The following is a 26,827-nucleotide window of genomic DNA, read 5'->3' as shown; positions in this document are numbered from 1 at the left end:
AAAATGCGAATAGTTCTTATTTGCAGGATGGCGCATGTCTTCATTTCCGCAGGAGTTTCTGGTGCTTTGTCGTCAGTGGGGCGAAGCCCAGCGGCGTTGCAGCGCGGCCCTGACGGCGCAGGCCGCCGAGATCCAGGCGCTGCAGGCCGAGGTGGTGCGGCTGCGTGGGGCGCTGGTGGTGCGCGATACGCGGCTGGCCATGGCGTACGACGAGCTGGCGCAGCTACGGGCTGCTGTGCCGGGGCTATCCCGCCGTCAGACCATGGCACGCCATATCGCTGTGCTGGCGGAGCGCATTGCCACCTTGTCGCGGGAATGCCTGCGCTGGCGACTGGCGGCGCAGTCAGACACCAGGGCAGTGAGCCACCCGGAGCAGGGTGGGGCAACCAGCGCCGCGCCCCCGGATGCTTCGGCACCCCCCCGCAGGGTGCGCGTGCCCGTGGTGGTCGAGGCCCATCCGGACGCAGACGCGGGTGCGACGTTTGACGCCAGCCTGGCCGCCGCTGACCTGGTGATTTGCCAGACGGGCTGCATCAGCCATGACGCCTACTGGCGGGTGCAGGACCAGTGCCGTCGCACGGGCAAGCCCTGCATCTTGGTGGACCAGCCGCTGGCAGCATGTGAGGCATCCCTGTACACCTCTTTGACTCCGGTTTGGGATAAAAACGCCTGATAGCGCTAGTGCCATTTGCCTAGGTAGCTATCTAATTTGTAGCGTCTTGGCTCTATGCCGGGCGTCTGCTGCCTGTGGGGGACAGATCCTGCGCCCCGCCAGCGCGCTACCATCCGCAGATGCCTTTGCTCGCTGATGACGCCCCCGCACTGCCGCTGGATGCCCAGGGCATTCTGGAACTGGCGGCACGCTCCATGTTCCAGCTGTTCTCCAGCGTCAGCCAGGGCATGTTCCTGGTGGATCGCAGCGGGCGCATCGTGTGGGTGAATGAGGGCTACCAGCGCTTTCTGCCGGACCTGGGTTTTTCGTCGGTGGACCAGTTCGTGGGCCGCACGGTGGAAGAGGTCATCCCCAACACACAGATGCGCCGCGTGCTCGAAACGGGCCAGCCCGTGCTGATCGACCTGCTGACCAACAAGGCGGGCACCTTTGTGGTCAGCCGCATTCCACTGCGCGACGACGCGGACCGCGTGATCGGCGCCATTGGCATCGTGCTGTTCGACCATCCCGAAACCACGCTGCAGCCCCTCATCAGCAAGTTTGCGCTGTTGCAGCGCGACCTGGACGACGCCCGGCGCGAGCTGGCCAGCCAGCGCCGCCGCAGCCTGGCGGTGGCGGGCGACGGCGAGCGGCGGTCCAAGTACACCTTTGCCAGCTTCATCGGTTCCAGCCCCGCGGCGGCCGAGGTCAAGCGCCAGGCGCGCCGTGCAGCGCAGTCGAGCAGCCCCGTGCTGCTGCTGGGTGAGACGGGGACCGGCAAGGAGCTTCTGGCCCACGCGATCCACGCAGCGTCCAGCCGCGCCAGTGGCCCGTTCGTCAGCGTCAACATCGCCGCCGTGCCCGACACGCTGCTCGAGGCCGAGTTCTTCGGCGTGGCGCCTGGCGCCTACACCGGCGCCGACCGCAAGGGCCGCGACGGCAAGTTCAAGCTGGCCGATGGCGGCACGCTGTTCCTCGACGAAATCGGCGACATGCCCCAAAGCCTGCAGGCCAAGCTGCTGCGGGCGCTGCAAGAGGGCGAGATCGAGCCGCTGGGCAGCAACAAGCTCGTGCCTTTCAATGTGCGCATCCTGGCCGCGACGTCGCGCGATTTGGCGTCCCTGGTGCGCGAGGGCAAATTCCGCGAGGATTTGTTCTACCGCCTGCATGTGCTGCCGGTGCGTGTGCCGCCGCTGCGCGTGCGGCGCAGCGACATTCCTGCCTTGGTCGAAGCATTGGGCGAAGACCTGGCCCTGCGCAATGGCACCGCGCCGCCCGAGTTGCTGCCCGATGCGATGGCCCTGCTGGCGGGCCAGCCCTGGCGCGGCAACATCCGCGAGCTGCGCAATGTGCTGGAGCAGGCGGTAATGCGCAGCGACTCGCAGTCCATCGACGCCGCTCAGCTCGAACGCATCCTGCGCGAAGCGGGCGTGGAGCCCGCCGCCCCCGCCCCGGTGCAGGACCCAGGCCACGCCGCCGACGCCGAGGACGAAAGCCGATACCTGCGCCCGCTGGCCGAGCAGGTGGCGGAGCTGGAGCGCAAGGCCATCGCGGCTGCGCTCAAAGCCCATGGCGGCAACAAGCTGGCCACTGCTCGCCAGCTGGGCATCTCGCGCGCCACGCTCTATGGACGTCTGGAAAACCCTGAATAAAAATCAGGCAAATGTCTAAAAATTAGACATTCAATGTGTATTTAAATCAGGCAGTGTCGCCAGGGTGTCAGTAAAAGTATCTTTGAAATCAAGCACTTGGCTGCTGGCACAGACTGTGCAATAAAGAAGCATCACAACAGGAGACATCGCCATGCACCGTCGCACTCTGGTCGCCCTCGCTTCCGCAGCCGTTACCGCCGCCGCACTTTCTGCCCCCGCGTTCGCGCAGACCGGTGAAATCCGCATTGCCCACGTGTACAGCAAGACGGGTCCGCTGGAGGCCTATGGCAAGCAGACCCAGACCGGCCTGATGATGGGCCTGAACTACGCCACCGGCGGCAGCATGACCGTCAATGGCAAGAAGCTCGTCGTGATCGAGAAGGACGACCAGGGCAAGCCTGACCTGGGCAAGAGCCTGCTGGCCTCGGCCTACTCGGATGACAAGGCCGACATTGCCGTCGGCCCCACCTCCAGCGGCGTTGCCCTGGCCCTGCTGCCCGTGGCCGAGGAATACAAGAAGATCCTGCTGGTGGAGCCCGCCGTGGCCGATGCCATCACCGGCGACAAGTGGAACAAGTACATCTTCCGCACCGGCCGCAACAGCAGCCAGGACGCGATCTCCAACGCCGTGGCCATCGACAAGGCGGGCGTGACGGTGGCCACGCTGGCACAGGACTATGCCTTCGGCCGCGATGGCGTGAAGGCCTTCAAGGACGCGCTCAAGAACGCCAAGCTGGTGCACGAGGAATACCTGCCCACCACCACCACCGACTTCACCGCCGGTGCCCAGCGTCTGATCGACAAGCTCAAGGACGTGCCCGGCCGCAAGGTCATCTTCATCATCTGGGCCGGTGCAGGCAACCCGTTCAAGATCGCTGACATGGACCTCAAGCGCTATGGCATCGAGATCGCCACCGGCGGCAATATCCTGCCCGCCATGGCGGCCTACAAGAACTTCCCCGGCATGGAAGGCGCCACGTACTACTACTTCGGCATCCCCAAGAACCCCGTGAACGAAGCCATGGTGGCTGCGCACTACAAGGAGTTCAAGACCCCGCCAGACTTCTTCACGGCCGGCGGTTTCAGCTCTGCCATGGCGCTGGTCACCGCTCTCAAGGCCACGAACGGCGACACCAACACCAACAAGCTCATCAAGACCATGGAGGGCATGAGCTTCGAGACGCCCAAGGGCAAGATGACCTTCCGCAAGGAAGACCACCAGGCCATGCAGAGCATGTACCACTTCAAGATCAAGGTGGACCCGGCCTTTGCCTGGGGCGTGCCCGAGCTGGTGCGCGAGATCAAGCCTGAAGAAATGAACGTGCCGATTCGCAACAAGCGATAAGCCGGTCTTTCGATTCCGTTAGCGAGTTAGCGAGGCCCGTCGGACAGGACCACCGTCCTGCTCCCTCGGGGTCCATCCCGCAGGGGCGGCCGCCCCTCTTTTTCCAGTGAATTGATGCATGAACCCCCGGGTCTACACGGGGGCAGGGTCGGTTTTTCTCAAAAATTATTTGGAGACAAGACAACATGGCTTTCAATTTCCTCCGGGCGGCAGCAGCAGGGGCTGCGATGGCACTCTGTGGCTTGGGCAGTGTTCACGCTGCCGTCAACCTGCCGGCACTCAAGATCGACAAGACACAGACCACGGTATCGGGCCTGTCCTCGGGCGGCTTCATGGCCGTGCAGCTGCACGTGGCGTATTCGGCAACGTTTGCCAAGGGCGCCGGTGTGGTTGCGGGCGGCCCGTTCTATTGCGCCGAGGGATCGGTCGTCAACGCCACCGGGCGCTGCATGGCCAGCCCGGCAGGCATCCCCACCAGCACGCTGGTCAGCACCACCAACACCTGGGCCAGCCAGGGCGTGATCGACCCCGTGGCCAATCTGCAGAACTCCAAGGTCTACCTGTTCTCGGGCTCGCTCGACAGTGTGGTCAAGACCGGGGTGATGGACGCGCTGCGCACCTACTACAACAGCTTCGTGCCCGCCGCCAATGTGGTCTACAAGAAGGACATTGCGGCCGAACACGCCATGGTGACGGACGACTACGGCAACGCCTGCTCCACCAAGGGCGCGCCCTACATCAGCGACTGCAACTTCGACCTCGCCGGTGCCATGCTGCAGCACCTGTACGGCACGTTGAACGCCCGCAACAACGCCACCCTGCCCACCGGCAATTACATCGAGTTCAACCAGAGCGAATTCATCACCAACCATGGCATGGCCACCACGGGCTGGGCCTATGTGCCCCAGGCCTGCCAGGCGGGCGGCACGGCCACCTGCAAGCTACATGTGGTGCTGCATGGCTGCAAGCAGAACATCAGCGATGTGCAGCAGCAGTACGTGCGCAACACTGGCTACAACCGCTGGGCTGACACCAACAACATCGTGATGCTGTACCCGCAGACCAGCACCGCAGCCACCAACAGCTGCTGGGACTGGTGGGGCTATGACAGCGCCAACTATTCCAAGAAGTCGGGCCCGCAAATGGCGGCCGTCAAGGCCATGGTGGACCGCGTCTCCAGCGGCACGGGCGGCACCACGCCCCCCGGCCCTGTGGCCCTGCCAGCCCCCACGGGCGTGAGCACCTCGGGCGCTACAGCCAGCAGCATGGCCATCGGCTGGGCTGCCGTCACGGGCGCGGCCAGCTACAACGTGTACCGCAACGCCAACAAGGTCAACGCGCTGCCTGTGACTGCCACCAGCTACACCGACACCGGCCTGGCCGCGTCCACCACCTACAGCTGGACGGTGCGCGCGGCCGATGCCAACGGGGCCGAGGGCGCCACATCGGCCGCAGCTTCGGGCACCACGCTGGCCGCATCGGGCGGCGGCACGGCCACTTGCACCACCGCCAGCAACTATGCACACACCCTGGCCGGGCGCGCGTATGCCGCCGGGGGCTACACCTATGCGCTGGGCTCCAACCAGAACATGGGCCTGTGGAACGTGTTCGTCACCAACACCCTGAAGCAGACCAGCACCAACTACTACGTGATCGGCACCTGCCCCTAAAGTGCCGGGGCGCGCTGCCGCAGGGCAGGGCGCCCCACCCATTCCATCGATTGACTCAGACCGTGAAAGTGAACCCCCACCCATGAGCACCTTGGCCACCAAGGACTTGACCATCCGCTTTGGCGGCCACGTGGCGGTCAACGGCGTGACCTGCTCTTTCGAGCCCGGCACGCTGACCGCCATCGTGGGCCCCAACGGCGCGGGCAAGACCACCTACTTCAACCTGATCTCGGGGCAACTCAAGGCTACCAGCGGCAGCGTCACGCTGGGCGGGCAGGACCTCACGGGCCAGTCCGTCTCGGCACGCACGCACGCGGGTCTGGGCCGGGCGTTTCAGCTCACCAACCTGTTCCCCAACCTCAGCGTGCTGGAGAACGTGCGCCTGGCCGTGCAGGCCACGCAGGAGGGCAAGCACCGGCGGGGCATGAACCTGTGGAGCATCTGGAGCGACCACAGCGCGCTGACCCAGCGCGCCCGCGTGATCCTGCAAGCCGTGGCCATGACCGACCGGGCCGACACCCCGGTGGCCAGCCTGCCGCACGGCGACCAGCGCAAGCTCGAAGTGGCACTGCTCATGGCGCTGGAGCCGCAGGTCTACATGTTCGACGAGCCCACGGCCGGCATGAGCCACGACGAGGCGCCCGTGATCCTGAACCTGATCCGCGAGCTGAAGAAGGACAAGACCAAGATCATCCTGCTGGTGGAGCACAAGATGGACGTGGTGCGCGAACTGGCCGACCGCATCATCGTGCTGACCAACGGCACGCTGGTGGCCGATGGACCGCCAGCCGAGGTGATCGCATCGCCCGTGGTGCAAGAGGCTTACCTGGGCGTCTCCAAGGACGCAGAGAAGGAGGCCGCATGAGCACGACGCCAACGACCAACCTGCTCGAACTCAAGGGTGTGCACACGCACATCGGGGCGTACCACATCCTGCACGGCGTTCATCTCGCCGTGCCCAAAGGGCAGCTCACCATGCTGCTGGGCCGCAACGGCGCAGGCAAGACGACCACGCTGCGCACCATCATGGGCCTGTGGCATGCGTCACAGGGTTCCATCCACTTTGGCGGCAAAGACATCACCGCGATGAATACGCCTGCCATCGCGGGCCTGAACATCGCCTTTGTGCCCGAGAACATGGGCATCTTTGCCGACCTCACGGTGAAGGAAAACATGCTGCTGGCCGCACGCAGTGCCCGCAACGCCGCGCAGATGGACGAGGCGCGCTTGCAGTGGATCTTCAAGCTCTTCCCCGCGGTGGAGAAGTTCTGGAACCACCCCGCCGGCAAGCTCAGCGGCGGCCAAAAGCAGATGGTGGCCGTGAGCCGCGCCATCGTCGAGCCGCGCGATCTGCTCATCGTGGATGAGCCCAGCAAGGGCCTCGCGCCCGCCATCATCAACAACATGATCGACGCGTTCGACCAGCTCAAGAAGAGCGGCGTGACCATTTTGCTGGTGGAGCAGAACATCAACTTTGCCAAGCGGCTCGGCGACACCGTGGCAGTGATGGACAACGGCCAGGTGGTGCATGCGGGCAGCATGGCCGTGCTGGCGCAAGACGAAGAACTGCAGCGCTCGCTGCTGGGGTTGGCGCTATGAGTTGTGTGAGCAATTTCATATGTTTTCGGGCGGTAGCGCAGGTATCTATTGCCCTGTTGGCTATCAAATGTGTAGCTAATGTACGTGGTGCGGCGACCGCCGCTGGAGGTCGGGCATGAGCGTCACCCGCGATTTCGACTGGAAGCCCCTGGCGTTGGTGCCGGCGCTGGCGCTGCTGGTGCTGCCCTTCATCGGCTCGCCCAGCACCTGGCTCACGCTCACGGTGGCTGGGCTGGCCATGGGCATGATCATCTTCATCATTGCCTCGGGCCTCACGCTGGTGTTTGGTCTGATGGATGTGCTGAACTTCGGCCATGGCGTGTTCATTGCGCTGGGGGCGTTTGTGGCCACCAGCGTGCTGGGCGCGATGGGCGACTACACCCAGAGTGCCGAGCTGTGGCGCAACCTGATGGCCGTGCTCCCCGCCATGGTGGTGGCCATGGCAGTGGCCGGGGCCGTGGGCCTGGCGTTCGAGCGCTTCATCGTGCGGCCCGTGTACGGCCAGCACCTGAAGCAGATCCTCATCACCATGGGCGGCATGATCATTGGTGAAGAGCTCATCAAGGTCATCTGGGGCCCCGCGCAGATCCCGCTGCCGCTGCCCGAGGGCATGCGCGGCTCGCTGCTGGTGGGCGATGCTGCCATCGAAAAATACCGCCTCGTCGCGGTGGCCGTCGGCCTGCTGGTGTTTGGCGTGCTGGCCTGGACGCTGTCGCGCACCAAGGTCGGCCTGCTGATCCGCGCCGGCGTGCAGGACCGCGAGATGGTCGAGTCCCTTGGCTACCGCATCCGCCGCCTGTTTGTGGGCGTGTTCGTGGTGGGCTCGGCCCTGGCGGGCCTGGGCGGTGTGATGTGGGGCCTGTACCAGCAGAACGTGGTGCCCCAGATGGGCGCGCAGGTCAACGTGCTGATCTTCATCGTGATCATCATCGGCGGCCTGGGCAGCACCGGCGGCGCGCTCATCGGTGCGCTGCTGGTGGGGCTGATGGCCAACTACACCGGCTTCCTGGTGCCCAAGGTGGCGCTGTTCTCCAACATCGCGTTGATGGTGGCCATTCTCTTGTGGCGCCCGCAGGGCGTCTATCCCGTGGCCAACCGCTGATGAGGAGCCGACTGACATGCTGAACCGACTTCTCTCCGGCGACTATCCGCGCAGCAAGGTGCTGGCGGTGATTCTGGTGGCCATCTTTGTGGGCCTTGCTTTTGCACCTTTCCTCTTCCCCGGGGTCAAGGCGCTGTCCGTGGCGGCCAAGGTGCTGATCTTTGTGGTGCTGGTCGCCAGCTTTGACCTGCTCTTGGGTTACACCGGCATCGTGAGCTTTGCGCACACCATGTTCTTTGGCATTGGTGCCTATGGCATTGCCGTGGCCACCACGCGCATGGGGCCCACCTGGTCTGCGCTGCTGGTGGGGCTGGCAGGCGCGCTGGTGCTCTCGCTGCTGCTGTCGCTGGCGGTGGGGCTCTTCTCGCTGCGCGTGCGGGCCATCTTTTTTGCGATGATCACGCTGGCCGTGGCCGCTGCGTTCCAGACGCTGGCCTCGCAGTTGTCGGACATCACCGGCGGCGAAGACGGCCTGACCTTCAAGGTGCCCGAGTTTCTGTCGCCCAGCTTCGAGCCGTTTGACGACCCCTTCCTGGGCGTGAGCATCGATGGGCGGCTGATCTGCTACTACCTGCTCTTCGTGACGGCCGTGGCGCTGGTGCTGGCGCTGCTGCGCATCGTCAATTCGCCCTTCGGCCGCGTGCTGCAGGCCATCCGCGAGAACGAGTTCCGCGCCGAGGCCATTGGCTACCGCGTGGTGGTGTATCGCACCACGTCCAGCGTGCTGTCGGCGCTGTTTGCCACCATGGCAGGCGCCATGCTCGCGCTCTGGCTGCGTTACAACGGGCCGGATACGTCCCTGAGCTTCGAAATCATGATGGACTGCCTGCTCATCGTGGTGATCGGCGGCATGGGCACCATCTACGGCTCGGCCATTGGCGCCGTGCTCTTTCTGGTGGCGCAAAGCTACCTGCAGGATCTGCTGCGCCTGGGCAGTGAGGCCACGTCGGGCCTGCCCTGGCTGTCGGCGCTGCTGTCGCCCGACCGCTGGCTGCTGTGGCTGGGCGTGCTGTTCGTTCTGTCCGTTTACTACTTCCCCACCGGTGTGGTGGGGCGCCTGCGCGCGGCAGCTGCGCGCAAGGTGGGGTGAGTGGCCTGGCCGCGCCGGGTGACTGGCGTGGCCTGGGTGTGTGGGTGAGCTGTGCAACAAAGACGCAAAGAAAAAACTCCAGGAGACAAGCACATGAAGATGAGCATGAAGAACCCGCGTTTTCGTCCCTTTTCTCGTCCGTTCGTTCCCGCCGTGCTGGCTGCAGCCGTGCTGGCCGCCTGCGGCGGCAGTGATGGCGACAGCGCCGCACTCAACACCAAGCCCGCCTACCTGGGCGCCATCAGCGAGGCCACGTACGACGGCAACAGCCACGATCTGCTCACCGCGGGTCTGGGCGCCACAGGCCTGGCGGCCTCCGTGCCACCGGCCCACGCCGACCCGCTCAAGCCCACGGCGGCCGAGCTGCGCCGCACCGCCATCCACACCAATTACCGCGCCATGCTCGACATGACGGCGGCGGGCGGCTACGGCACGCTGTATGGCCCCAATGTGGATGCGCAGGGCAAGGTCACCACCGGCGAGGGCAAGGTGGCGGGCACCGAATACATCGCGTTTGCCGACGATGGCACGGGCCGCAAGAACGTCACCCTCATGGTGCAGGTGCCTGCCAGCTTCGACCCCAAGAAGCCCTGCATGATCACCGCGACTGCCTCGGGTTCGCGCGGTGTTTACGGTGGCATCTCCACCGGTGAGTGGGGCCTCAAGAAGGGCTGCGCAGTGGCGTACTCTGACAAGGGCACGGGCGGCGCACCGCACGACCTGCAGAACGACACCGTGCCGCTGATGGACGGTACCCGCACCACGGCCACGGTAGCGGGCAAGGCCGCGGCCTTCAACGCAGGGCTCACCGCCACCGAGCTGGCGGCCTTCAACACCGCCACACCCAACCGCTTTGCCTTCAAGCACGCCCACTCGGGCCAGAACGCCGAGAAGGACTGGGGCACCACCACCCTGCAGGCGGTGGAGTTTGGCTACTACGTGCTCAACCAGCGCTACGGCGCCACCGATGCGGCGGGCCTGCGCTTGAAGACGCTGACCCCGGCCAACACCATCGTGATCGCATCCAGCATCTCCAACGGTGGTGGCTCCGCGATTGCTGCGGCCGAGCTGGACACCCAGGGCCTCATCAGCGGCGTGGCCGTGTCCGAGCCTGCCATCGAGATGCCGGCCAACCCAGGCGTCACGGTACGCCGTGGTAGTGCTGAGGTGGCCGTCACCGGCAAGACGCTGGTGGACTTCACGACCTACGCCAACCTGTACCAGGCCTGCGCATCGCTGGCGCCGTCGGTCAGCACCAGCCCTTATGCAGCTGCTTTTGCCGCCGGCTTTGGCAGTGCGGCCCTGCCGATTGCGCCCAATCGCTGCGCTTCGCTCAAATCCGCAGGCCTGCTCACGGCCTCCACCACGGCCACGCAGGCCGAGGAGGCTTTGCAGAAGCTGCGCGCCTACGGCTGGGAGCCGGAGTCCAACGACCTGCATGCGTCGCTGGCTGCTTTTGAAGTCGCTCCGGCGGTGGCCGTCACCTTCGCCAACAGCCTGTCGCGCGCCAGCGTCAAGGACCACCTGTGCGGCTTCAGCTACGCGGCCACGGCGGCTACGGGCGCGGTGACAACACTGGCCCCCGCAGCCCTCGCTGGAATGTTTGCCACGGGCAACGGCGTGCCCCCATCGGGCGGCATCAACCTGGTCAACAACCTGGGCAAGCTGGGCCCGGCACGCGACTTCCTGTCGGTGTCGGACGCTGGCGTGGCCGACTGGAACCTGAGCGGTGCGCTGTGCCTGCGCAACCTCGTCACCGGCAACGATGCCGCCGCCAAGAAGCTGCAGGCTGGTGTGGACGAAACCCGCCGCAGCGGCAACCTGCGTGGCAAGCCTGCCGTCATCGTGCATGGCCGTGCGGATGCGTTGCTGCCCGTCAGCCACACCTCGCGCCCCTACGCGGCACTGAACAAGAAGGTCGAAGGCGCCGCCAGCAAGCTCAGCTATGTGGAAGTGGCCAATGCCCAGCACTTCGACAGCTTCATCGGCTTGCCCACCGTGCTGCCGGGTTATGACAGCCGTTATGTGCCGCTGCACGTGTACCTGAACCATGCGCTCGACGCCGTGTACGACCACCTCGCCAACGGTAAGGCGCTGCCCGCCAGCCAGGTGGTGCGCACGGTGCCACGTGGCGGCACACCGGGCAGCGCCCCGGCCATCACCGCCGCCAACGTGCCGCCGCTGGCCGCCACGCCCGCTGCCGCCAACGCCATTGCCATCACGGCGGGCGCCATTTCCATCCCCGACTGACCGGGACGCTGAACGACCTATGTGGAAGCCCGGGACTCGTGCACTGCCGGTTCATGCCGCCCGGGCCATTGAAGGCGCAGTCATCACAAGGATGGAACCAATGAACACTGTGAAGAGTTGGGCACGCCGCGCGTCGGCCGCCCTGAGGTGGAGTGGCGCGCTGATGGTGGCACTGGCCGCAGGCGTTTCGGTGCCAGCGAGGGCTGCCGATGTGGTGGTGGGGCAGGTGGCCCCGCTGTCTGGCGTGCTGGCCAGCACCGGCGCGCAGATGGTGCTGGGCGGCAAGATTTATTTTGACTGGGTCAATGCACAGGGTGGCGTGCACGGCGCCAGCATTCGCCAGGCGGTGGCCGACGATGGCTACAAGGTGGCAGACACGGTGGCCCGCACCCGCGAGCTGCTGGCCAAGCCCGAGGTGGTGGCGCTCTACGGCTTTGCAGGCACGGCCAACATCACCCAGCTGCTGTCCGATGGCGTGCTGGAGCAGGGCGGCGCCGCGCTGGTGGCGCCGTACACCGGTGGCGAGTCGTTGCGCAGCCCGTTCAACCCCTGGATCTTTCATGTGCGTGCGGGTTATGTGGACGAAACCGAGCACATGGTGCAGCAGCTCACCACCCTGGGCATGAACCGCGTGGCCGTGATGTACCAGGATGACGGATTCGGCAAGGCGGGCCTCGCGGGCGTGGAGGCCGCACTGGCCAAGCGTGGCCTCAAGCTCGTGGTGTCAGCAGGCTACGAGCGCAATACCGACAAGGTGGATGACGCCGTCAAGGCCATCAAGGCCGCCGATGTGCATGCGGTCATCATGATTGCGGTGAACAAGCCTGCGGCGGCCTTCATCCAGCGCTACCGCGAGCAGGGCGGCGGCGCGCAGCTGTACAACATCTCGGTGGTGGACCCGACGGAGCTGGTGAAGCTCGCGGGCCTGAAGAACGCCCACGGCCTGGGCATCAGTCAGGTGGTGCCGTACCCCTACCGCCCGCAACTGCCCGTGGTGCGCGAGTACCAGACGTTGCTGAAGAAGTACGCGCCTGAGGCCGAGGTCAACTACACCAGCTTCGAGCAGTTTTTGGGCGCCAAGGTGCTGGTCGAAGCCCTGCGCCGCGCCGGGCCTGCGCCCACACGCGCCAAGGTGGTGAAGGCGCTGGAGTCATTGCAAAGCTATGACCTCGGCGGCATCACGCTGGGCTATTCGCCCACCAACCGCATCGGCTCGCGCTATGTCGAGGTTACCGTCATCGGCAGCAACGGCCGCCTCATGAAGTGAGCCGCCGACGCTTCACTTTTTTCTTCTCTGTTCCACAAGGTCGCCATCATGTCCCCCACCTCGCACTACGCCGCCTGTGCTGGCTATGAAATCCACTACATGGAGTGGGGTGCGCGTGACGCGCCCGTGGTGATTGCATGGCATGGCCTTGCGCGCACCGGGCGCGACATGGACGAGCTGGCCGCGCACCTGGCACCGCGCTACCGCGTGATCTGCCCCGACACCCTGGGCCGGGGCCTGAGCCAGTGGGCGCGCGCGCCGCAGGACGAGTACCGCCTGTCGTTCTACGCGCGCATTGCGGCCAGCCTGTTTGACCAGTTGGGGATCGAGAAAGCGCACTGGGTGGGCACGTCGATGGGTGGAGCCATCGGCACGGTGTGCGCATCGGGTCTGTTTGAGCCGCAGCTCAAGGGCCGCATCACCAGCCTGCTGCTCAACGACAACGCACCGCGCCTGGCCGATGCCGCGCTGGAGCGCATCAAGGCCTACGCGGGCCACCCACCCGCGTTCGATACGGTGATGGAGTTGGAGGCGTTCTTCAGGCAGGTGTACAAGCCATACGGATGGCTGAGCGACGCGCAGTGGCGTCTGCTGACCGAGAGCAGCACGCGCCGCCTTGCCGACGGACGTGTGACACCGCACTACGACCCCGCCATGGTGCAGCAGTTCACGCACCATGCCAATGACTACCTGATCTGGGACCACTACGACGCGCTCAGCATTCCGGTGCTGTGCCTGCGCGGGGCGGAGTCTGACCTGGTGCTCCCCGATGTCACCGCCGAAATGCTCACGCGCGGCCCGGGTGCCCGGGGGCTGGCACAGGTGGTCGAGGTGCCCGGTTGCGGCCATGCGCCAGCACTGAACGTGCCCGAGCATTACGCACTGGTAGACGGGTTTTTGGCTCGGGCGGGGTGACGCGACTGGCGGTACATTGGCTCCAACTGTTGCCTACCGCCATGAAACCGTTCTTGTTGATCGCCTCGCATTTGCTCACCCTGGCTGTGGGGTTTGCTGCGGGTGTGTACTGGTTGCCGATCCTGATCGCGCCCGCAGCCCCTACGCTGCAGGCGGTGCAGGCAAGCCTGCCCACGGCCGCATGGAAAGCCACCTTTCGCCGCGACCTGAAGGACAGCGACGCCCTGCACTGGGGCGAGGGCGTGGTGTTCATTGGCCCACAAGCCATCAGCCTGGCAGGCAAGCTGGCACCGGGGCCGGACTACAAGCTCTACCTGTCGCCTTCGTTTGTGGAGACAGAGGCTGACTTTCAGCGCCTCAAGCCACAAATGCTGCGCGTGGGGGATGTGAAGACGTTTAACAACTTCATCGTTCCGGTGCCGCAGGGCGTGGACCCCGCACGGTTCAACACCGTGATCGTGTGGTGTGAGACCTTCGGCCAGTTCATCACGGCCGCGCAGTACCGGTAGAACGACTGTTCAAGGTCATGCCAGGTGTGTGCAAGTGCTCTGCCGGAAGGTGTGGAGCCACCAAGGGGGACTGGGCGCCCCGGCTGTTGGCATATGCATCAGCCCATGCTGTGCGTCCAAGGTATCCACGCACCCCGATTGCACTGCCCGCTGATGTCGGAAAAGGCGTTCAGGCGCCCAGCTGCGCCAGCGCGGCTTGCAACCCGGCGAGTCCGCCCACACGCTGGTCATTGATGAAGATTTGTGGCATCTGCCGCACCGATGGCCCGCACTTGGCATAGAACGCCAGGCGCTCGGCTTCGTCATCGATCTTGATTTCCTCGTAGGGCAGGGAGCGGGATTTGAGGAGCATCTTGGCCGACTCGCACTGCGGGCAGGCAGACTTGGAATACACGGTGATTTGAAGGGTCATGGTGCGAGTTTACGGGGCGTGGAGTGGGTCATGAGACCGCGCCGACCTCTGGCTTGTACCGTGGCTGCGGCGGAGTGGTTTACTATTCGGTTTGTTTTGTGACTGATTGGTAATTTATGGCTCTGCTATTTCCTTGGGTCCGCCGTTCGGTGCTGCTTTTAGCGGCGTCTTTTGTTGTGGCCTTGGTGGGCTGCTCATCCACCACGCCGCCTCCCGGTGTCACCCCCGTCACCCCGTTTGATCTGGCCCGGTACGAAGGCCGCTGGTACGAGGTGGCGCGGCTCGACCATTCTTTCGAGCGCGGCATGACGGACGTGAGCGCCACCTACCAGCGCCAGGCAGATGGCAGCGTGCGTGTGCTCAATCGCGGTTTCGATACGGGCAAGGGCGATTGGCGCCAGGCGGAGGGCAAAGCCAAGTTCACCGGCGACACCCACACCGCCTCGCTCAAGGTCTCGTTCTTTGGCCCGTTCTACGGCGGCTACCACGTGGCCGTGCTGGATGCCGATTACCAATGGGCGCTGGTGGTGGGGCCGGACCGCAGCTACTGCTGGATCCTGTCACGGACGAAGCAGCTGCAGCCTGCTGTGCGCGAGCAACTTTTGGCCCGCGCACAGGCATTGGGCATCGATACCCAGGCGCTGATCTGGGTAGCCCAAGAACGCACCGACCCGCAGCCATGAGTGTTTTGACGATGTCACAACCCATCGCCGTCATCGGTGCAGGTCTGGCGGGCCTGTCGTGTGCGCAGGCGCTGCTGCAGGCGGGGCATACGGTGCATGTTTTCGACAAGAGTCGGGGGCCGTCGGGCCGCATGAGCACTCGGCGCGCGGAGGACCAAAGTGGACCCTGGCAGTGCGACCACGGCGCGCAGTATTTCACCGCACGTGACGCCGCTTTTCGCTCCGAAGTGGCCCGGTGGCAGCGGGCCGGTGTGGCCGCCCCATGGGGCGCACGCCTGGCAAGTTTTGATGGCACTGGCTGGACCACCCCGCACACGCCCCTTGAGCGTTTTGTGGGTACACCGCGCATGACATCGCCCGCTGCTTGGCTTGTGCAGGGCCTGGCGCAGGCCGGTGAGCGCGCCCATACCCAGTGGCAGACCACCGTGCTGCGGCTGGAGCGGCACCCCGAAGGATGGGCCATCACTTGCGCAGAGCAGGGGCTGCTTGCTCAGTGCTACCGCGCTGTGCTGCTGGCTGTGCCCGCGCCTCAGGTGGCGCCGCTGTTGACCCAGGTGGCCCACGCTGGCGCTGCGATAGCAGGCAGCGCCCGCATGCGGGGCAGCTGGGCCGTCATGTTGCGTTATGCCTCGCCTGTGGCCTTGCCGTGGGACGGCGCCTTCATCAACACCGGCCCGCTGCGCTGGGTGGCACGCGATAGCAGCAAGCCCGGCCGTACGGGGCCAGAAACGTGGCTTTTGCACGCCAGTGCCGAGTGGAGCGAGGCGCATATCGAAGACGGCGCAGACAGCGTCACCGCTGCCTTGCTCGCCGCCTTTGCGGCCCTGGGCGGCCCCACACCCCTGGCTGCCACGGCGCACCGCTGGCGCTATGCGGATACCGAACCCGCACTGACCCTGGGCTGCTGGTGGGACGCCAATGCCCGCCTGGGGCTGTGTGGGGACTGGCTGAATGGCGGCAAGGTCGAGGGCGCCTGGCTCAGCGGCCTGGCACTGGCGCGACAGGTCGCAGCCGCCTGATCTGTGCGCACAGGGCTTGTGCCATGAGCTACACCGTGGTCTGGTTCAAGCGCGACTTGCGCGTGCATGACCACGCCCCGCTGCAGCACGCCGTCGCCCAGGGCCCGGTGCTGTGTCTGTACGTCGTCGAGCCCAGCCTCTGGGCGCAGCCTGATGCGGCCCTGCAGCACTACCACTTTCTGCAAGAAAGCCTGCACGACCTGGCCCAGGCCCTGCCACGGCGCGGCGCCACGCTGCAGGTGGCCGTGGGCGAGGTGGTGGACGTGCTGGCCCGCCTGCATGCACTGGCCCCGTTCCACACTCTTGTGGCGCACGAAGAAACCGGCAACGCCCACACCTATTCCCGCGACTTGGCCGTGGCCCGGTGGTGCCGCACGCAGGGCGTGGCATGGCGCGAATGGCCGCAGCACGGCGTGGTGCGCCGCCTGCGCTCACGCGATGATTGGCAGGGACACTGGCAGGCCCACATGCACGCACCAGTGGTGCTCGCCCCCGGGCCCGATCTCTTGCAGGCCCGTACGTTGCCGTGGCCTGCACAGCCCTGGCCCAGCGGGGATGAACTGGGCCTGCCCGCGCATGACCCACCCCAGCGCCAGCGAGGTGGCCGCAAAGAAGGTCTGCGCGTGCTGCAAGAATTTTTGGCAGAGCGCAGCCAGGGCTATCGGGGCGGCATCTCATCGCCGCTGACAGCGCCCAGCGCCTGCTCGCGCCTGTCGCCCTACCTGGCATTGGGTTGCCTGGGCATCCGCGAGGTGGTGCAGGCCACCCAGCGCCGCCAGCAGCAACTCAAAACCAGTACCGAGCCCGGAGCTGCGTGGCAGCGCAAAGGCTTGACGGCCTTCATGAGCCGCCTGCATTGGCATTGCCATTTCATCCAGAAGCTTGAAACGGAACCCGCACTGGAGTACCACAACCTGCACCAGGGCTACAACGGCCTGCGCGAAGCGGAATGGAACACCGCTCACTTCGAGGCCCTGGTGGCCGGGCGCACCGGCTGGCCCATGGTCGATGCCTGCGTGGCGATGCTGCGCGAGACGGGATGGGTCAACTTCCGCATGCGGGCCATGCTGGTGTCGGTGGCTTCGTACCCGCTGTGGCTGCACTGGCGGCCCGTGGGCGAATGGCTGGCCCGCCAGTTTCTGGACTACGAGCCCGGCATCCACTGGAGTCAGATGCAAATGCAGGCGGGCACCACGGGCATCAACACCACCCGCGTCTACAACCCCATCAAGCAGGCGCAAGACCACGATCCCCACGGCCACTTTGTGCGTCAGTGGCTGCCCGCCTTGCGCCGTGTGCCCGATGCCTGGCTGCTGGAGCCCTGGCGCATGCCGCCCGATGTGCAGGCCCGCTGCGGCGTGCGCGTGGGCCACGACATTGCCGTGCCCCTGGTAGACCTGGACACCGCCACCCGCACCGCCAAGGCCCGCGTGCACGGCCTGCGCGCCCAGCCAGCCGTGCGCGCCGCCCAGGCTGCGATTGTGGAAAAGCACGGCTCCCGCCAGTTTTGCGATGGCGGCAGCCCCCAGGCACGCGCCCGGGCTCGCGCACTCAATGCCGCCCAGCATCCCCAGCAGCAAACCCTGGACTTTTGAACCATGCGCATGCGCAAAAAAACCGACCTGCCGCAAAAGACCTGCCAACACTGCGGCCTACCCTTCACCTGGCGCAAGAAGTGGGAGAAGGTGTGGGACGAGGTGAAGTACTGCTCCGACCGCTGCCGCAGCGAACGCAAACGCACCGACAAGGCCGCAGGGGAGGGCGTCGCATGAGCACCGTGCTGTTCTGGTTTCGCAACGACCTGCGTCTGCACGACCAGCCGGCGTTGCAAGCGGCACTTGCCAGCGGCGCCACCCACCTGCTGCCCGTGGTGTGCCTGCCTGCAGACGATGAAACCACGCCCTGGGGCTTTGCCCGCGTGGGCGCGCACCGCCGCGCCTTTACCGCGGCAGCGCTGCGCGGTCTGCAAGGGCAGATGCTTGCATTGGGCAACCCACTGCTCGTCTGCCAGGCCCCGCCTGCCACCGCCTTGCAGCAACTGGCCCAGGCCGTAGGGGCCACCACCGTGGTGTGCGAAGACATTGCTGCCCCTTACGAACAGGCCGAGGTGGCCGCACTGCGCGCCGCTGGCTTGCAGGTGCGTACCGTGTGGCACAGCAGCTTGCTGCCCCCGGCGCGCATGCCCTGGCCAGTGGACCAGTTGCCCGGCGTGTTCACCAGCTTTCGCCAGAAGGTAGAGCGCGCGGGCATTACCCCCGCCGCACCATTGCCGCTACCGACCAAACTGCCCCCGCCACCCGATGTACCTGCCTCCGTGCTGCAGGGAGCGGGCGCAGAGCAGGGCACCGCAGCCATCCTGCAACCCGTGCCGCCGCAGGGCAGCGATGCCCGCTCGTCCTTCCCCTACGGCACCGCTGCCTGTGATGGAAGCGAGGCCGCTGCACTGGCCCACCTGGCGCAGTACCTGGCCCGCAAGTTGCCCCACAGCTACAAGGACACGCGCAACGGGCTCACGGGGCTGGATTACTCCAGCAAGTTCTCGCCCTGGTTGGCAACGGGTGCACTCTCGCCGCGCCAGATCTATGCCGATCTGAAAAATTTCGAGCGCGACCACGGCGCCAACGATGGCACCTACTGGCTGTGGTTTGAGCTGCTGTGGCGCGATTACTTCCGGCTGCTGCACCTGCAATACGGTGCAGCGTTGTACCGGGCGCGCGGGCTGTCAGAACTGCCGCCCGCCCCACACAACCTGCGCGGTTTTGATCGCTGGTGCCAGGGCAATACGGGCCAGCCCCTGGTCGATGCCGCCATGCGCGAGCTGGCCGCCACTGGCTACCTCAGCAACCGCCTGCGCCAGGTGGTGGCCAGCTACCTCATCTACGACCTGCGCGGCGACTGGCGCGCGGGCGCGGCGTGGTTTGAATCGCAACTGGTGGACTACGACGTGTACAGCAACCAGGCCAACTGGCTCTACATTGCGGGGCGCGGCACCGACCCGCGCGGGGGGCGGCGCTTCAACCCCATCAAGCAGGCGCAAGACCACGACGCCGACGGCAGCTACCGCCGCCTATGGGGCACGGCATGAGTACCCCGCAACCGCGCACCCACACCCTGCGCCTGCTGCTGGGTGACCAGCTCAACCCCGAGCATTCATGGTTTGCCACGCCGGACGAGGGCGTGGTCTACGTGCTGATGGAAGTGCGGCAAGAGACCGACTATGTGCTGCACCACGCGCAAAAGATACTCGCCATTTTTGCCGCCATGCGCGACCTGGCCCGCCACCTGCGCGAGGCCGGGCACCGCGTGCGCTACGTGGCGATTGATGACGCCAGCAACCGCCAGTCGATGCCCGACAACCTGGCCGCCCTCATGGCCCACTACGGTGCGCACACGCTGCAATACCAGCACCCCGACGAATGGCGGCTGGACGAGCAACTGCGTACCTGGGGCGCAGAGCAAGCCTTTGCCGTGCAGGCCGTCAGCAGCGAGCACTTCTACACCACCCGCACCGAAATGGCCGAGGTGTTCCAAGGTCGCAAACAGTGGCTCATGGAGCACTTCTACCGCCGCATGCGCCAGCGCCACAGCGTGCTGATCGACGAGGCTGGTGAGCCCGAAGGCGGCCAGTGGAACTACGACCACGACAACCGCAAGCCCTGGCCCGGCACACCCGCGCTGCCGCCCGATGCCCGGCCCACGCACGACCACAGCGCCCTGTGGGCCACCATCCAGGCCGCAGGCGTGCAAAGCTTTGGCAACCCGCAGGCCCATGCACTGCGCTGGCCCCTCAACAGGGCCGAGGCACTGGCGTGGCTGGAGCACTTCATCACCACCACGCTGCCGCACTTTGGCGCGTATGAAGACGCCATGAGCACAAAGAGCAGCAGGCTCTTTCACTCCCTGCTGTCCTTCGCCCTCAACACCAAAATGCTGCGCCCGCACGAGGTGATGCAACGCGCCCAGGTCGCCTACCACGCAGGCGCTGCGCCTCTGCCTGCAGTGGAGGGCTTTGTCCGCCAGATCCTTGGCTGGCGCGAATATGTGCGCGGCATCTACTGGGCCCACATGCCCGGGTACGACGAGCGCAACGCCCTGGGCCACAGCACGCCGCTGCCAGAGTGGTTCTGGACGGGCAACACCCGCATGCGCTGCATGCAGCACGCCGTGGGCCAGTCGCTGGAGCATGCGTATGCCCACCACATCCAGCGCCTCATGGTCATCGGCAATTTTGCACTGCTGGCGGGGCTCGACCCCGCTGCCGTGCACCGCTGGTACCTGGGTGTGTATATCGACGCCTTTGAATGGGTAGAAGTGCCCAACACCGTGGGCATGAGCCAGTTTGCCGACGGCGGCCTGTTGGCCACCAAACCCTATGTGAGCAGCGCTGCCTACATCGACCGCATGAGCGACTACTGCAGCGGATGCCACTACGACAAGAAGCAAAAAGTGGGTGAGCGCGCCTGCCCGTACAACGCGCTGTATTGGGACTTTTTTGCGCGCAATGAAGGCACGCTGGGCAACAACTTCCGCCTCGGCATGGTGTTCCGCCAGTTGCAGAAGATGCAGGGCCCGCAGCTCGATGCGCTGCGCGAGCATGCAGCCAGCCTGCGCACGCGGCTGGATGCGCTGTAGCCCATTTGCCGAACCACCCCACGACACCCTCACCGCAGGACCGCGCCATGTCTCAAATACAACCCGCCGCAACGCCGTTCACTTCTTTGCAGTCGCTGCCTGATGGCTACCGCGCCCTGGTCATCGGCTCCACTGGCGCCATCGGCAGTGCCTTCCTCGCCCACCTGCAGGCCGATCCGCGCTGCGCCTTGGCCGTGGGACTGGGCCGCCACACCCATCCGGCGGTCGATTTGGACGACGAAGCTACCATCGCCGCCGCCGCCCAGCAGCTCAAGGCCCAGGGGCCGTGGCACTGCATCATCCACGCCGCTGGCATGCTGCATGGTCCCCACGGCATGCCTGAAAAGCGCCTGGGCCAGTTGAATTACGCGCAGATGGAAGCCACCTTCCGCACCAACACTTTCGGCCCCGCGCTGGTGCTGGCCCACTTTGCACCGCTGCTGCCCAAGCAGGAGCGAGGCCTGCTGGCGGTGCTCTCGGCCAAGGTGGGCAGCATTGGCGACAACCGCCTGGGCGGCTGGTACAGCTACCGCGCCAGCAAGGCCGCGCTCAACATGCTGGTCAAAACGGCGTCCATCGAAGTGGCCCGCACCCACCCGCAGGCCGTGCTGGTGGCGCTGCACCCGGGCACCGTCAACTCGGCCTTGTCGGCCCCTTTCAATGGCGCAGAAATAGGCCGTCCGGCGGCGGATGCGGCGGGCGACATGCTGCGGGTGCTGGATGGACTCGCGCCCGAGGAGACGGGCAGCTTCTACGCCTACAGTGGCGCGCCACTCGCCTGGTAAGCGTGGCGCGCGGTGCTATGGTTTTGATACTGCTTGCGTACCAGCAGTAAGCGCTGGCAGGCCATTTGCTCCAAGGCGCGCCATGTGCCACTGTCCGTGCGCGACCGCCGTATGGCTTGCATGCAGAATGCCGCATGCATTCCACCCCATCGCCCGACACGATCCTGTTTGCCTCCCACACCACGGCCTCAGCCGCGTCCGTGACGCAGTGGGTAGAACGCCACTACGGCCTGCCCGTGCAGCAGTGCTACCTGATCCGCCGCAACCTCAATGACAACTACGCTGTGCGAACAGCGGACGGCAGCCGCTACGTGGCAAGGCTCTGCGCCATCCGACCGCGCGGTCCGTTCAACGTGGATTTTGAGCTGGCGTTGTTGGCTCACCTGGAGGCGCAGGGCGTGGGTGTGGCCTCTCCGGTGTTGGCTGCGAACGGCGCGACCAGCGTGACCTTGCCGTTCCCCGAGGGCCTTCGTGTGCTGGTCCTGTTCCGCCACTGCGAAGGCGCTGTGCCCGATACCCCCGAAGACCTGCACCTGACCGGCGCCACGCTGGCCCAGATTCACAGCGCCGCGCAAAGCTACACCGGCCCCGCAAGCCTCTACGTGCTGGACGGCCACCATCTGGCGGGCCGCACGCTGGAGTACCTTGCCGCCCACCCCGAGCTGGCCCCCACCGTGCTGGATGCCTACCGCGAACTGATCCACCGCCTTCTGGGTGAGCTGGCGGATGTTGAAAGCACCTTGTCCCGTGTGATGTGCCACGGCGACACCCATGGCTTCAACAACCATGTGTACACCGATGCCGAGGGAGTGCGCCGGGCCGCCTTCTTCGACTTTGACGACGCCGGGCCGGGGTTCCTGGCTTATGACCTGTGTGTGTGGCTGTGGTCGAACCTGCCCCGCAAGGCCCCCATGGAGCCCGACGAAGCCTTGCTCAAGCGCTGGCAGCAGTACCTGGCTGGCTACCGCGCAGGCGGCGGCCATGTCACCGATGCTGACCTCGCCGCCCTGCCGCTCTTCGTGCAATTGAGGCACCTGTGGAACATGGGGGAGGGCGTGGCGCGTATCCACCACTGGGGCGCCAACATGATGTCTGCCGACTGGATCAAGAAGCAGCCGGATGTGATGGCCGCCTGGGCCCGCCTGGATTTGCCCGCTTGATGGGCCTGCACTGAGCCCTGATGCGTTGCGCAGGCACCCATGCTCAGGTCATGTGGCGTGGGGCCACTGGGTGCGTCAGTTGCTGCGCATCGCTGGGGTCTTGCTCCAGGCTGTAAGGGACCGAGAGAAAGGCCACGCTGAACACAAAAAACAGCGTAGCGGACACGGCCCGGGCGATGGGGAGCACAAAGTTCTTGAGGTCAGTGTTCATGGTGGTTCCTGCTGCGGCTAAAGGTGGAGAAGGGTCGGGGTCAGATGCCGCCTTGACCCTTGCCGCCATGTTGCCGGTACCAGGCTGAACCGGTGCTGAACGGGTGCTGAGCGGCGCTTGCCCACCGCCTACTTGTAGTTCTCCCGGCGCTCCCCAAACTCCCTCACCCGCTTGCGCCACGCCCTGTAGCTGCCCGGCGCCAGGTGCGTGCGCATCAGCACCTTGACTTGATCATGGTGCAGGCCGTGGACGGCGCGGATCTGCGCAAAGCTCACGTGGTCGCTCAGCGCCATCTGGATGATCTCGCCCACGGTGGCGGCGTCCAGCGGCGCGCTCGGGTGGGTGCTCGGCAAGTCGGCGGCGCGCGGTGTGGTCATGGTCAGTGTGTTCAGGTGGTGACGCGAGGGTAGTGCGCATGCTTTCACCTTGCGCTGCGGTGGCCCTTTCACCCTTGCCATGCAAGCCCTCCACGACCCCTTGGCGCGGGCGTTCAGCGATCTAACGCCAGCCCCTCGGCCAACGCCTCAAACACCACCCGAATCCGCCGTGATGTACGTAGCTCTCGGTGCGACACCAGCCAGACGGGAAAACGCACTGGCGCCACTTCGTCCAGCACGCGGACGATGCCCGGCGTTTCGCGGGCGATCTCGTCCATCATGGCGCCAATGCCCATGCCCTGGCGCACCAGCGCCCAGTGGGCTGCGGTGTGGTCGGCGTAGCAGGTGAAGTTGTCTTCGCTCAGGCTCAAACCGTACTGACGCAGATACGCAAGGTACTGGCCGTTGCGGTCTGACCCCACAAACTCCGCATTCATAGCGTCCTCCGCGCTGCGCGGGTGGCCGTGGGCCTGCACCCAGCTCTCCGACGCGTAAAAGCAAGCGCGGGCCTCGCGCACCAGGCGCGCGATCAGCTCGGGCTGCTCGGGCTGAACGTGGCGGATGGCAATGTCGGCCTCGCGGCGCAGCAGGTCGCTCAGCGCGTTGGAGGCGATGACTTCCACGGCAATGCCTGGCTCCTGTGCCCGCAGGCGTTGCAGGATGGGGGGCAGCAAGTGCGTGGCTACTACATCGGTGGCTGACACCGACACCACGCCCCCCACCGCCTGCGACCGCCCGCTGGCAGCCAGGCCCAGGGCCTCTGCAGCAGTGCCCATGGCGCGGGCATGTTCCAGCAGGTCCAGCCCCGTGGGCGTGAGCACCATGGATTTGCCCACGCGCTCGAAGAGGGTCACGCCCATCTGCTGCTCAATGGCCGCCACCTGCCGGCTCAGCGTGGGCTGGGTCAGGCCCAGCTTGCGTGCGGCGGCCGACAGCGAGCCGGTCTGCGCCGTTTGCAAAAAAGCCTTCAGTTGGTTCCAGTCGAGGTTATCCATGCGTAAACGTATATGTTCACTGCAATTTACCGCAGTTTCCTGAGCTTCAATGCATGGATAGCATCTGGGTGTTGCTCATTGCACTTGCCTCCACAAACTGCCTCTTTACCTCGCCGCTTCAGCACTTCACCCGGTCTGCACACCATGTCGTCTTCTGCCATTGCTCCCGTATCCCGCGCATTGCCCTCCGCCGCCACCCCGCCGGCTGCGTCAGCCAAAGCGCGCTTCTGGGACCGCATTGCACCCAAGTACGCCGCCGACCCCATTGCCGACCTGGCAGGGTACGAGGCTACCTTGCAGCGCGTGCAGGGCCTGCTGTCGCCCCAGCATGACGTGCTGGAGATTGGCTGCGGCACCGGCAGCACGGCGCTGCGCCTGGCGCCATTCACCCGCAGCCTGCTGGCCACCGATGTGTCGTCGCAGATGATCGCCATCGCCCACCAACGGCTGGCCGCGCAACCGTCAGCAGCCTTACGCTTCGCCGTGGCCGACGCAGAGGCCATGGCCCCAGGGCCCGAGGTGTACGACGCAGTGCTGGCCTTCAACGTGCTGCACCTGATGAGCGATCTGGACGACGCGCTCAGGCAGCTGGCAAAGGTGCTGCGCCCGGGTGGACTGCTGATCTCCAAGACCGCCTGCATCGCAGAGATGAACCCGCTGATCCCCTACCTGGCCGTGCCCCTGATGCGCGCCATCGGCAAGGCCCCTCCGGTGTTGTCCTTTGACGAACAGCGGCTCCGCTCAGCCATGGTGCAGCAGGGCCTGCAAATCGTCTGCACCGAGCGGCATGGCACGCGCGGCAAGGACATCCGCGCCTTCATCGTGGCCCGCAAACCGGGCTGAGTTTTACCCATCCACTTCAGCACAGCCTGGCGACTTTGCAAGGCCGCCGGGCGGAGCCTTGCCCACGCATGCGCTGCCGGTCCCCTGCTTTCATTCCACGCGCCGCAGAAGGGTCCCCAGATATTCGATTTGCTGCGGCCCTGCCGTCATCACACACCTCTTTGCCCACACGGCTTCGCCCGCTCACCCACAACCCCCCATCACTGCCACTCACACCATGAACCATCGCAACCACCCCCTGTCTCTCACCTCCGCCGCTGGCCTCGTCGCAGCCGTGGCATTCCTCACCGGCTGCGCGTCCACCCTCGACCAGGCGGGCCTGGAGCAGCGCACGGGGCAAGCCATTGGCCGCACGGCAGGCCAGTTCACCATCACCGACCGGCAGGAGGAAACCGGTGGCCGCATCAACTACACCGTCAACACCCGTGACGGCGCCAGCTACCGGTGCTACCTGTACGGCGCAACGGGCTTTCAGAAGGCCATGAGCTTCGGCCAGACACCCCATTCCGACGCCGTCTGCACCGCCATGGTGGGCGGCGCGGGTAATGGTGGCGCCCAGGCACCGGCAGCGGCCGCTCAGCCACAGGGCCGCGCTGCGCCCAAGGAATGCAATGCTCTGCTGCGCACGGCGGGCCGCTGCTAAGAGCTGCTCACAAAACTCTTCTGGCGTCGTTGCTGTGTCTTGTCGTACTGCTCGTACTGCCTGCGACACAGCGCCTGGCCAGAACCGCTTCGCTGAGTTCTGTTAGCCGCTCTCAATGGCACCGCGCTGCTTTGGCCTGCGGGCCATGAACCTGTATGCAAAGGATTTGGGACCATGAACCGATGGCACTGGGCCAGCTTGCTGCTGGCAGTCTGCTTGAGCGGTTGCGCCAGCTTGCCCGGCGCCACCACCGACACGGTGGACGGGCGCACGGTGGAGTACGTGCAGGCGGGGCAGGGCACCCCCGTGGTGGTGTTTGAGAACGGGCTGGGCGCCCGGCTGGACTGGTGGTCCAAGGTTTGGCCCGACACCGTGGCAGAAACCCGCGCGCTGGCCTACAACCGCGCGGGCTATGGCCGCAGCGACGCGTCCCCCCAGCCGCGCGATGGGGCGCAGGTGGTGCAAGAGCTGCGGGCATTGCTCAGGGCCCGCCAGCTACCGCCTCCCTATGTGCTGGTCGGCCACTCGCTGGGCGGCCTGTACATGCAGCTGTATGCGCGCCAATACCCCGCCGAGGTGGCGGCACTGGTGTTGGTGGACTCCACCCACCCCGAGCAGATGCGGGGGGCTGGCAACCCCGACCTGTGGCCGACATGGCTGAAAGTGGCTTTCCGCCTGGGCACCTCTCACGTGGTCAAACAAGAGCTGGCAGCGCTGGACGCCACCGGGCAGCGCGTTGCCAGCCTGCCGGTGGACCCATCGGTGCCCGTGTTTGTGCTCAGCGCACTGCAAACCCCTGGGGCTTCATCTGCGCTGGCCGAAGACGTGCGCCAAAAGCGCGCCGACTTCGCACACCTCTACCCCGGCTCCACCCAGGTGTGGGTGGACAGCGGGCACGGCATTCCGCTGGAGAAGCCCGAGGCGGTGGTCAGCGCGATTCGCGCAGCATTGCAGGCGGCCCGCGCGCTTCGCTGAAGGCGGAGGCGGCCACGCCTGTGGCAATTTCATCGTGGCTT

At 65.9% G+C, this 26,827-nt stretch carries 27 protein-coding genes; 23 read left to right on the top strand and 4 right to left on the bottom strand.

What is annotated here, in order from left to right:
* The first annotated feature begins 34 nt into the window (after positions 1 to 34).
* From IB236_RS17940 to IB236_RS17885, 12 genes are all read left to right on the top strand, one after another.
* A complete protein-coding gene (locus IB236_RS17940) occupies positions 35 to 673 on the top strand; it encodes a DUF2325 domain-containing protein (protein ID WP_192421659.1) in 639 nt (212 codons plus the stop codon).
* Positions 674 to 792: 119 nt separating this feature from the next.
* A complete protein-coding gene (locus tag IB236_RS17935) occupies positions 793 to 2,304 on the top strand; it encodes a sigma-54-dependent Fis family transcriptional regulator (RefSeq protein WP_121942500.1) in 1,512 nt (503 codons plus the stop codon).
* Between the two features lie 151 nt (positions 2,305 to 2,455).
* Positions 2,456 to 3,649 (top strand): substrate-binding domain-containing protein, encoded by a 1,194-nt coding sequence (locus IB236_RS17930; protein WP_056064604.1) that lies wholly within the window; start codon positions 2,456 to 2,458, stop codon positions 3,647 to 3,649.
* Between the two features lie 185 nt (positions 3,650 to 3,834).
* Positions 3,835 to 5,319: a PHB depolymerase family esterase gene (locus tag IB236_RS17925; RefSeq protein WP_192421658.1), complete on the top strand. Its 1,485-nt coding sequence runs from the start codon at positions 3,835 to 3,837 to the stop codon at positions 5,317 to 5,319.
* Positions 5,320 to 5,401: 82 nt separating this feature from the next.
* Entirely contained in the window at positions 5,402 to 6,184 is a 783-nt protein-coding gene (locus IB236_RS17920; RefSeq protein ID WP_056064596.1) for an ABC transporter ATP-binding protein, read from the top strand.
* Positions 6,181 to 6,918 (top strand): ABC transporter ATP-binding protein, encoded by a 738-nt coding sequence (locus tag IB236_RS17915; protein ID WP_192421657.1) that lies wholly within the window; start codon positions 6,181 to 6,183, stop codon positions 6,916 to 6,918. Before IB236_RS17920 ends, IB236_RS17915 begins: the two co-directional genes overlap by 4 nt.
* A gap of 115 nt (positions 6,919 to 7,033) precedes the next feature.
* Complete coding sequence (locus IB236_RS17910; protein ID WP_056064590.1) at positions 7,034 to 8,020, top strand: branched-chain amino acid ABC transporter permease; 987 nt, start codon at positions 7,034 to 7,036, stop codon at positions 8,018 to 8,020.
* 16 nt (positions 8,021 to 8,036) lie between these two features.
* Positions 8,037 to 9,110, top strand: coding sequence for a branched-chain amino acid ABC transporter permease (locus tag IB236_RS17905; protein WP_056640192.1), 1,074 nt, complete (start codon positions 8,037 to 8,039; stop codon positions 9,108 to 9,110).
* Between the two features lie 93 nt (positions 9,111 to 9,203).
* On the top strand, positions 9,204 to 11,360 hold the full coding sequence (locus IB236_RS17900; protein ID WP_192421656.1) for a D-(-)-3-hydroxybutyrate oligomer hydrolase: 2,157 nt from the start codon (positions 9,204 to 9,206) through the stop codon (positions 11,358 to 11,360).
* A 100-nt stretch (positions 11,361 to 11,460) separates the two neighbouring features.
* The gene (locus tag IB236_RS17895) at positions 11,461 to 12,627 is read left to right on the top strand and encodes an ABC transporter substrate-binding protein (protein ID WP_056064584.1); all 1,167 of its coding nucleotides are present in this window, start codon (positions 11,461 to 11,463) and stop codon (positions 12,625 to 12,627) included.
* Positions 12,628 to 12,675: 48 nt separating this feature from the next.
* Positions 12,676 to 13,542 carry an alpha/beta fold hydrolase gene (locus IB236_RS17890; protein ID WP_192421655.1) on the top strand — a complete coding sequence of 289 codons (867 nt, stop codon included), beginning with the start codon at positions 12,676 to 12,678 and terminating at the stop codon, positions 13,540 to 13,542.
* Positions 13,543 to 13,583: 41 nt separating this feature from the next.
* Positions 13,584 to 14,051 carry a DM13 domain-containing protein gene (locus IB236_RS17885; protein WP_192421654.1) on the top strand — a complete coding sequence of 156 codons (468 nt, stop codon included), beginning with the start codon at positions 13,584 to 13,586 and terminating at the stop codon, positions 14,049 to 14,051.
* Between the two features lie 169 nt (positions 14,052 to 14,220).
* Here IB236_RS17885 and IB236_RS17880 read toward each other — a convergent pair whose 3' ends face one another.
* On the bottom strand, positions 14,221 to 14,463 hold the full coding sequence (locus IB236_RS17880; RefSeq protein ID WP_056064575.1) for a glutaredoxin: 243 nt from the start codon (positions 14,461 to 14,463) through the stop codon (positions 14,221 to 14,223).
* A gap of 116 nt (positions 14,464 to 14,579) precedes the next feature.
* Between IB236_RS17880 and IB236_RS17875 the strand changes: the two genes are divergently transcribed.
* The 8 genes from IB236_RS17875 (at position 14,580) to IB236_RS17840 (ending at position 22,742) form a co-directional block, all read left to right on the top strand.
* Positions 14,580 to 15,146: a lipocalin family protein gene (locus IB236_RS17875; RefSeq protein WP_192421653.1), complete on the top strand. Its 567-nt coding sequence runs from the start codon at positions 14,580 to 14,582 to the stop codon at positions 15,144 to 15,146.
* An 11-nt stretch (positions 15,147 to 15,157) separates the two neighbouring features.
* On the top strand, positions 15,158 to 16,165 hold the full coding sequence (locus IB236_RS17870) for an NAD(P)/FAD-dependent oxidoreductase (RefSeq protein WP_192421652.1): 1,008 nt from the start codon (positions 15,158 to 15,160) through the stop codon (positions 16,163 to 16,165).
* A gap of 23 nt (positions 16,166 to 16,188) precedes the next feature.
* Positions 16,189 to 17,760, top strand: a complete 1,572-nt coding sequence (locus tag IB236_RS17865) for an FAD-binding domain-containing protein (RefSeq protein ID WP_192421651.1) — start codon at positions 16,189 to 16,191, stop codon at positions 17,758 to 17,760.
* A 3-nt stretch (positions 17,761 to 17,763) separates the two neighbouring features.
* Positions 17,764 to 17,937 (top strand): DUF2256 domain-containing protein, encoded by a 174-nt coding sequence (locus tag IB236_RS24620; RefSeq protein ID WP_082565062.1) that lies wholly within the window; start codon positions 17,764 to 17,766, stop codon positions 17,935 to 17,937.
* Positions 17,934 to 19,250 (top strand): DASH family cryptochrome, encoded by a 1,317-nt coding sequence (locus IB236_RS17855; RefSeq protein WP_192421650.1) that lies wholly within the window; start codon positions 17,934 to 17,936, stop codon positions 19,248 to 19,250. Before IB236_RS24620 ends, IB236_RS17855 begins: the two co-directional genes overlap by 4 nt.
* Positions 19,247 to 20,797 (top strand): cryptochrome/photolyase family protein, encoded by a 1,551-nt coding sequence (locus IB236_RS17850; RefSeq protein WP_192421649.1) that lies wholly within the window; start codon positions 19,247 to 19,249, stop codon positions 20,795 to 20,797. Before IB236_RS17855 ends, IB236_RS17850 begins: the two co-directional genes overlap by 4 nt.
* 47 nt (positions 20,798 to 20,844) lie before the next feature.
* Positions 20,845 to 21,582, top strand: coding sequence for an SDR family NAD(P)-dependent oxidoreductase (locus IB236_RS17845; protein ID WP_192421648.1), 738 nt, complete (start codon positions 20,845 to 20,847; stop codon positions 21,580 to 21,582).
* 134 nt (positions 21,583 to 21,716) lie between these two features.
* Positions 21,717 to 22,742, top strand: coding sequence for a phosphotransferase enzyme family protein (locus IB236_RS17840; RefSeq protein WP_192421647.1), 1,026 nt, complete (start codon positions 21,717 to 21,719; stop codon positions 22,740 to 22,742).
* Between the two features lie 43 nt (positions 22,743 to 22,785).
* On the opposite strand, the gene IB236_RS17835 is transcribed toward IB236_RS17840, so the two are convergent.
* The 3 genes from IB236_RS17835 to IB236_RS17825 form a co-directional block, all read right to left on the bottom strand.
* Positions 22,786 to 22,953, bottom strand: a complete 168-nt coding sequence (locus tag IB236_RS17835) for a hypothetical protein (protein WP_156379521.1) — start codon at positions 22,951 to 22,953, stop codon at positions 22,786 to 22,788.
* A gap of 128 nt (positions 22,954 to 23,081) precedes the next feature.
* Entirely contained in the window at positions 23,082 to 23,330 is a 249-nt protein-coding gene (locus IB236_RS17830) for a DUF2805 domain-containing protein (protein ID WP_056747101.1), read from the bottom strand.
* 113 nt (positions 23,331 to 23,443) lie between these two features.
* A complete protein-coding gene (locus IB236_RS17825; protein WP_192421646.1) occupies positions 23,444 to 24,325 on the bottom strand; it encodes a LysR family transcriptional regulator in 882 nt (293 codons plus the stop codon).
* A 144-nt stretch (positions 24,326 to 24,469) separates the two neighbouring features.
* Between IB236_RS17825 and IB236_RS17820 the strand changes: the two genes are divergently transcribed.
* The 3 genes from IB236_RS17820 to IB236_RS17810 all read left to right on the top strand — a co-directional run bounded on the left by IB236_RS17820 (position 24,470) and on the right by IB236_RS17810 (position 26,786).
* Positions 24,470 to 25,168, top strand: coding sequence for a class I SAM-dependent methyltransferase (locus IB236_RS17820; RefSeq protein WP_192421645.1), 699 nt, complete (start codon positions 24,470 to 24,472; stop codon positions 25,166 to 25,168).
* A gap of 217 nt (positions 25,169 to 25,385) precedes the next feature.
* Positions 25,386 to 25,811, top strand: coding sequence for a hypothetical protein (locus IB236_RS17815; RefSeq protein WP_192421644.1), 426 nt, complete (start codon positions 25,386 to 25,388; stop codon positions 25,809 to 25,811).
* A 174-nt stretch (positions 25,812 to 25,985) separates the two neighbouring features.
* On the top strand, positions 25,986 to 26,786 hold the full coding sequence (locus IB236_RS17810; RefSeq protein WP_192421643.1) for an alpha/beta fold hydrolase: 801 nt from the start codon (positions 25,986 to 25,988) through the stop codon (positions 26,784 to 26,786).
* Positions 26,787 to 26,827: the final 41 nt, after the last annotated feature.

It is taken from the genome of Acidovorax sp. ACV02 (assembly GCF_014851475.1).
Taxonomy (GTDB): domain Bacteria; phylum Pseudomonadota; class Gammaproteobacteria; order Burkholderiales; family Burkholderiaceae_C; genus Acidovorax; species Acidovorax delafieldii.
This window is presented reverse-complemented; position numbering and strand designations above follow the sequence as displayed.